At 61.2% G+C, this 6,657-nt stretch carries 7 protein-coding genes and 1 pseudogene; 2 read left to right on the top strand and 6 right to left on the bottom strand.

All coding sequences use genetic code 11. The features are described from left to right. Window positions 1-327: 327 nt before the first annotated feature. Together WCA53_RS04665 and WCA53_RS04660 are read left to right on the top strand one after the other, a co-directional pair. Window positions 328-729, top strand: coding sequence for a hypothetical protein (locus WCA53_RS04665; protein ID WP_423906087.1), 402 nt, complete (start codon window positions 328-330; stop codon window positions 727-729). 333 nt (window positions 730-1,062) lie between these two features. Next, window positions 1,063-1,371, top strand: a complete 309-nt coding sequence (locus WCA53_RS04660) for a hypothetical protein (protein ID WP_423906083.1) — start codon at window positions 1,063-1,065, stop codon at window positions 1,369-1,371. 178 nt (window positions 1,372-1,549) lie between these two features. Here the strand turns inward: WCA53_RS04660 and WCA53_RS04655 are convergent, their stop codons facing one another. The 6 genes and pseudogenes from WCA53_RS04655 to WCA53_RS04630 form a co-directional block, all read right to left on the bottom strand. Next, window positions 1,550-2,389 (bottom strand): universal stress protein, encoded by an 840-nt coding sequence (locus tag WCA53_RS04655; protein ID WP_423906080.1) that lies wholly within the window; start codon window positions 2,387-2,389, stop codon window positions 1,550-1,552. Between the two features lie 114 nt (window positions 2,390-2,503). Further along, complete coding sequence (locus tag WCA53_RS04650) at window positions 2,504-3,283, bottom strand: helix-turn-helix domain-containing protein (protein WP_423906077.1); 780 nt, start codon at window positions 3,281-3,283, stop codon at window positions 2,504-2,506. A 348-nt stretch (window positions 3,284-3,631) separates the two neighbouring features. Further along, entirely contained in the window at window positions 3,632-4,273 is a 642-nt protein-coding gene (locus tag WCA53_RS04645; protein ID WP_423906074.1) for a response regulator, read from the bottom strand. Then, window positions 4,270-5,475: pseudogene (locus tag WCA53_RS04640) on the bottom strand (PAS domain S-box protein); the annotation flags it as partial. The pseudogene WCA53_RS04640 and the gene WCA53_RS04645, both read right to left, overlap by 4 nt. Continuing rightward, complete coding sequence (locus WCA53_RS04635; RefSeq protein WP_423906071.1) at window positions 5,441-5,761, bottom strand: chaperone modulator CbpM; 321 nt, start codon at window positions 5,759-5,761, stop codon at window positions 5,441-5,443. The gene WCA53_RS04635 and the pseudogene WCA53_RS04640, both read right to left, overlap by 35 nt. A gap of 6 nt (window positions 5,762-5,767) precedes the next feature. Continuing rightward, on the bottom strand, window positions 5,768-6,657 hold an 890-nt coding region (locus tag WCA53_RS04630), incomplete at its 5' end, for a DnaJ C-terminal domain-containing protein (protein ID WP_423906066.1).

The raw sequence follows: 6,657 nt of genomic DNA, 5'->3' as shown, positions 1-6,657 counted from the left end.
GGCGAAGGCCGACCGAGTCCCTCAGCTAGACCGCCAGCAGAACTTCCCGGTGGTATGCGTTCAGCGCTGCGAGTGCGTGCAAGATGTGCCGAATAAAAGCGTCGGCAGATTGTCTGCCATCGTATGCCACACCCTGGTCGCCTTCAACGAACGCTGACCCATCGCAGTGTAGTATTCCGCCATGTCCACGTTATTGCTCGCCCTCGACGGCGCGCAGGTTAACGCGTCCATGACGAGGACGGCAAGCGGGTCAAAAGGCCTGGAAACCGCTCCAACGGCACCTATAGTGGCGTCGGCCGTAACAACGGCATTGATGGGAAATACATCATGTCACCCGAGTGGAAGCGCCGCGTCATGCTCTTTATCCAGCGTTTCTGGCAGCCGACCAGCGCGTGCATGACCTGCATGCCGGGGAGCTGGGGCAATATCATGAGCCTTGCCCACTGGGTGGTTGCATTCCATACAGGTGTGCTCACGGGACTCCTGGCCGTACTGTTGACCTTTACGCCTGCGGCGAAACTCTACGCGCATCGATACGGTAATGCGCTGATCGTCGGCCTCCTGACAACGGCAGGCGACGCCTACTCGCATGCGAGTCACTACCACATCCCCTATGTCGAGCACATCCTGACGGGTGCTATTTCAGGTCTCTTGACGCTGGCTGCCTCATATCTCTTCGAGGACCGCGCGCGACGAGTTCGGGCGGCATGGGCTCGGGTTTTCGAATAACTCAGTGTGCGGATCGTTGACACTCCGTCGGCATTGACACCGCGCTCGCCGCGTCAACTACTAACGAAATTGCTTGAGAAAAGAAAATCGGTCCATTGTAAATTTTCCATTGTCCCTGGTGTCGTCTCCCACATCTGGCCGGCGTCGAAATAGTACGCGGCGGGGCGGCTGAACGGCGTAGCGGATCTGCCAAACGCCAACGAGAGCCGCTCGCTGCGACGCACATCGTTTAGGTGCGAGTAGACGACGCGGCACGGTAAGTGCTTCATTCGTGGTCAAGCAGGCGACGACCGTCTGCGTCTATCTTCCAGTCCAATCAAGGAGGGACGGATCATGAACAAGGCAATTAGCACCTTAATCGCGGCCGTCGCCGCACTTACGCTGTCGGGCGGCGCTTTTGCACAGGCGGCGGGGGGAGGCTCAAGCGGCGACGGTTCGGCGGGTAGTACGGCTAGCCCGGCGAACCAGGCGAACAGTGGAACGAGCGGCTACGGCACGCCAGGCGGCACTAACTCGGACAGCGGCAGGATTTCCGGGGCGCCGAACTCGGGCCTGCCGAGTAGCACGACGTCTACCCCCGCTCCCGCGACCAACAACACGCTGGCGACCCCGAGCGTAAAATCGCCGGCGCCCGGCCAATAACCGGCGCCCAGTTTCGCGGCTAGCGGGTCGTAACGGACTATCCCCACGCACTCCACAAATCTGAAGTTCGAGTCCCACGTTCGCCACCCGTCATAAGGAAGACCGCTGCCCCCACGGACAGCGGTCTTTTGCTTTTCCCCAACCTTTTCCTAGCGGCGGCTTGCCTCACGGCCCAACTTCAATGAGAAAACAGGACCGGCAGCGTGGCCGTTGCCAAGAGCGTGCGGGTCGCGCCGCCAAGCACCATTTCCTTCCACCGGGCGTGCCCATAAGCGCCCATGACGAGCAGGCCGGCGTTCAGGTCCGAAGCCTGGGACAGCAACGCCTCCCCGATCCTGGCGTGCGGGACACCCTCCACCGCATGCACGTCCACGTTGACGTCATGGCGCCGGATGGTCGCAGCAATGTCGATTCCCGGGATTCGGTCCGAGAACGGACTCACGGCCGCTTGGTCCAGTGTCACGACCGAAGCGTGCTTCGCTTTCTTCAGGAAGGGCATTGAGTCGGACACCGCTCGCGACGCTTCGCGGCTCCCGTCCCACGCAATCATCGCTTCGCCATCGATCGTGTTGAATGAGTCCGTGTACGGAATCATCAGAACGGGGCGCCCAGACGACATGATCAGGTCCTCGACGAAATGCTCGCCGATATACGTATCCGGGTCGTCGGGGTTGACCTGGCCGACCACGATCAGGTCGGCGCATCGCCCATACCGCGAGACCGGGGTGCCTTCAAAGGTACTGGTCTCGATCCATTCTCCCTCGATACCCATGCGTTCGAGTTCGGCGTCGAAATGCTGCTTCACGGCAGCAGCCTGCACGGCTCGCTGCTCTTCGTGAACGGCGAAATATTGTGCCGTGCCCGCCATGACATAGAACGTCTGCGGATCGGGCTCGAACACCGAGTAGACCGCGCTCAGGTGAGCATCGAACTGCTTGGCGAGATTCATGGCGACGGCGACTCGCGCGCGCCCTTGTGCGCTCGTATCGACGTGAACAACTATGCTTTTATAGCCCATTTTCCTCTCCGAAAAATAAGGTCCCAGGTCAGGGTTTCAATTTATCCAAATGGGAAATCGCGTCTATGATTTAGATCAGCCTGGGCCTCGCAGGCGCCAAGCAACAGATACGGCCTAAAGCCGCTTGAGCCCGTCCATGTCGAGAATCGTGATCTGCTTGCCTGATGAGTCGATCAAGCCTTCGTCGTGCAAGCGTGAAAACATGCGACTCACGGTTTCGAGCTTCATGCCCAGATAGCTGCCGATCTCTTCGCGCGTCATCCGCAGATTGAATTCGCTCGCTGAATAACCGCGCGCCTTGAATCGCTGCGATAAATCGAGCAGCAAAGCTGCTACACGCTGCTCCGCCGACATAGTGCCGAATTGCATGAGCAGACTTTCCTTGCGTACGATCTCACCGCTCATCATGCGGTGAACGTGGTGCTGCATCGGCTCGACGTCGCGACATACCTTGGCAAGCAGACCGAACGCAATGACGCACACGATGCTGTCTTCCAATGCGATCGCGTCGCACGTATGCACGTCGGCGCTGACACCGTCCAGACCCAGTGTATCCCCGGCGAGATGGAATCCCGTCACGTGTTCCAGACCGTCGCGATGCACGATCACCGTCTTGAATGAGCCGACTCGCACCGCGTAGATGCTCTCGAACGCGTCTGCTTCGCGGTACAGTATTTCGCCGCGCCGGACATGCCGTGTCGACCCAACGATCGCGTTGACCCGTGCCATATCCTCGGGGTTGAGCCGGGGTGGCATGCAGAACGGCTGCTGCTGGCAAGTCGAACAACGAACAGCATTGCGCCTGGCCGAAAACGCCACGACGTTCCCGATTTTCTGCTCGGGTCGTTCAAACCGCACCGCGACGGCAACATCCTCTTCCATAACGGGGAACATGGTCAGCTCCTGCTTTACTCGATGTCATCTGGACGGACGTGCGAGTACCGCGCCGGGTTGCTGGCACGAGTCTCGACGGACAAGCTGCATGGACGATCAGCGCGCCGCAGGTGGACCGGGCGCGACGTGCTGCGAGCTGCTAAGAAGGCAGGCGGAAATGCCGCCGCAACACAGCGTCCATTTTCCGTACGTGAGGATGACCGTCATTCGCTGATGGCGTTTCACGTTTTCGATTGCATGGATAGAAGTATCGCGGAGGCCATCTCGAAATAAAATCGGCGGCGAACGAGCTTGGTGTAGGGCTTTCGGAACGGCTGTAGGCATTTCCCTACAGGCCGAACCGCCGAGCTATTCGTTTTCGTCGAAGAGCTTGTGACGTACCGCGTACCGGATCAGCGCCACGTCGTGCGGCATTTGCATTTTTTCGAGGATGCGCGTTTTGTAAGTGCTCACGGTCTTGGCGCTCACGCAGAGTGCTTCGGCGATCTCCGACAACGTCTGCCCTGCCGTCAGCCGGCGAAAGACGTCGAGTTCCCGGTCGGACAGGCGCTGGTGCGGGAGCGTGTCGGCCGGTTCGGTGAGGCTTTGCGCCAGGCTTTCGGCCATGGAAAGGCTGACGTAGACACCGCCGGCCGCTACCTTCGTCACTGCCGCCACCAGTTCGGCGCTCGCGCTTTCCTTCGTCAGATAACCCGATGCACCCGCCTTGAACGCGCGTACCGCGTATTGATGCTCTGCGTGCATGGTCAGGACGAGAATGCGCAGCCCCGGCGTTTCGAGTTTGATCTGCTTGACGAGTTCGACGCCGGTACGGCCGGGCATGGACAGGTCGAGCACGATCACGTGCGCGTGCACCGACCGAATCAGCGCGAGGGTGCTTGGGCCATCGTTTGCTTCCCCTGCGACATCGAACCCGCTTGCGTTCTGCAGGATATGCCGCAATCCGTCGCGCACGAGCGCATGGTCATCGGCGATAAGCACACGGGTCATGGGAGCACTTCGTCCTGTGTCAATGTGTTGGCGGGAAAGCGTACGGTCACCACAAAGCCGTTGCCGTTGGCGGGGCCGGTGCTCACCCGGCCGCCGAGCATGTGCGCGCGTTCACGCATGCCCAGTAATCCGAACGATTTTCCGTCAGGCGCGTGACGCTCGACGGCGCCGCGGCCGTTGTCCTCCACCCTCAGTACGTACTGGCCGTCTTCGAGAAAGATCGACAGGATCACAAGGGTTGCTTCTGCGTGCCGCGCAACATTGGTCAGCGCCTCCTGCACGATCCGGAACAGAGCGGTTGCGCCGTCGCGGTTGAAGATAGCCTCGCCATGCTCGATCCGTGTTTCGACCGGGATGCCATAGCGGTTCGTGAAGTCGCTGACCAGCCATTCGATGGCGGGAACGAGCCCGAGGTCATCGAGCATCACGGGCCGCAGATCGGCGGCGATGCGCCGCACGGATGCCACCGTCGCGTCGATCAGGCGGCGCATCGACCTCAGGTGTCCGGTTATTTCGTGATTGAGCGCGCGGTCTGGTATTGCGCCCGTATCCAGGGATTCTTCGACCGCGGAGAGATCCATTTTCAGGGCGGTCAACTGCTGGCCCAGATCGTCATGCAGTTCGCGTGCGATGCGGGTCTTCTCTTCCTCGCGTACGTGCTGGAGGTTCGCGGAGAGCGCGCGCAGTTCTTCGCGCGAAGCCTGCAGCGTATTGTCGGCCTGGACGCGTTCCGTGACGTCGCGCAGCATGACGGTATAGAGCTTGCCGTTTCTATCTTCGATCTGGGAGATCGACGCTTCTATGGGAAATTCCTGGCCATTCGTCCTGAGCCCGAACAGCACGCGTTGCTTGCCCATTTGCCGGTCCGAGATTCCCGCCACGCCGAACTGGTTGACATGGTGCGAGTGGGCAGCGCGAAAGCGTTCGGGAATGAATCGATTGAGCGATGTGCCGATCGCGTCCGCGGCCGTGGCGCCGAACAGTTGTTCGGCCATCGGATTGAACATCAGGATGATTTCGTTGGAGTCAATCGTGATGATGGCTTCGCGCGAAGCGCGGATGATCGCCATCATCCGCGCTTCGTTGGCGGCGGACCCGTCCCGCAGCGAGCGCGAGAAACCGTGGGAAACGTAGCGTGTCATGACGACCTCGCTTTCACGAAGCGGGTCATTCGTCAAGACCGTGCTGGGCGAGGCGCGCGCGCAGCGCGTCGATCCGGTCCAGGAGATCGAGCACGACCGCAACCCCGGGCCCGTTGAGTTCCAGGTCGCGCGTCAATCGCTGGGCGGTTAGCGCGCGACGCAACGAAGCGCCACTGAAGCGCCAGTCGTGAGGGCCTGCACCGCGGGGCTCGAACGCCCCTTCCTCGACCCATACGCTGAGTTGTTCCTCCGTGGCGCCCGTGACGCGGCACAGTTCGACGAGCGTGAACTCGAGATGCTCCTCGACGATCTCGCCTTGCAGGTAGACCGAACCGATTTCTCTCATGATGGGTCATCCATAAAAATGAGCGCGAGGGTCGAACTTGAAGGCCTGGCGCATGGCCTCGTAGGCGGCCTTCTTGGCGTCGGTGTCGGCGATGGGCAGGGCGATGCCCAGTGTGACGTACAGGTCGCCTGGCGGGCTGCCTGGAATGCCTCGGCCCTTGAGTCGCAGGCGCCGTCCGGCAGCGGAACCCGCGGGCACGGTCATGGTGACGGAGCCGTCCGGCGTCGGCACGATGACCTCCCCGCCGAGCGCTGCTTCCCACGGTGCGACGGGCAGGTCCAGTGTGACGTCGCGACCTTCGACGCGAAATCTCGACTGCTGTTCGAAAGCGATCTCGAGGTAAAGGTCGCCGGCGCGTCCTTGTCCGATACCGGGCCCTCCTTGTCCGGCGAGCCGCAAGCGCTGGCCGTCGAGAATCCCCTTTGGAATCGATACGTCGAGTGTCCGCGACTTGTATGTGACGCGGCCCTGGGCGTCCACCGATGGCATCTGCAGCGTGAACGAGCGTTGGGCGCCGGTATAGGTGTCCTTGAGGGGGATCGAGACCTTTGCGTGGTGATCCTCGCCTGGCCAGTCGCGTGCTCGCGCGTGCGTTTGGCTGCGCCTGTGCCGGTCACCGAACAAGCCTTCGAAGAAATCGTTCGTGTCCTGCTCGCTTCCGGCGCCGGCGTATTCGAATCCCTCGTTGAAGTCCGGGGGCGACCTGAACTCGTCGCCATCCTTTAGCCCGGTTCCGAGGCGGTCATAGGTCGCGCGTTTCTCCGGGTCTTTGAGTGCCTGATACGCCTCGCCGATTTCCTTGAACTGCGATTCCGCTTTCGCGTCCTTGTTCAGATCGGGGTGATATTTGCGTGCCAGCTTACGATGTGCCGTCTTGATCTCGGCCTGAGTCGCCG

The organism is Caballeronia sp. (assembly GCF_049581465.1).
Taxonomy (GTDB): domain Bacteria; phylum Pseudomonadota; class Gammaproteobacteria; order Burkholderiales; family Burkholderiaceae; genus Caballeronia.
Note: the sequence above shows the minus strand (reverse complement) of the source record. Positions and strands in the feature narration are given on the sequence as shown.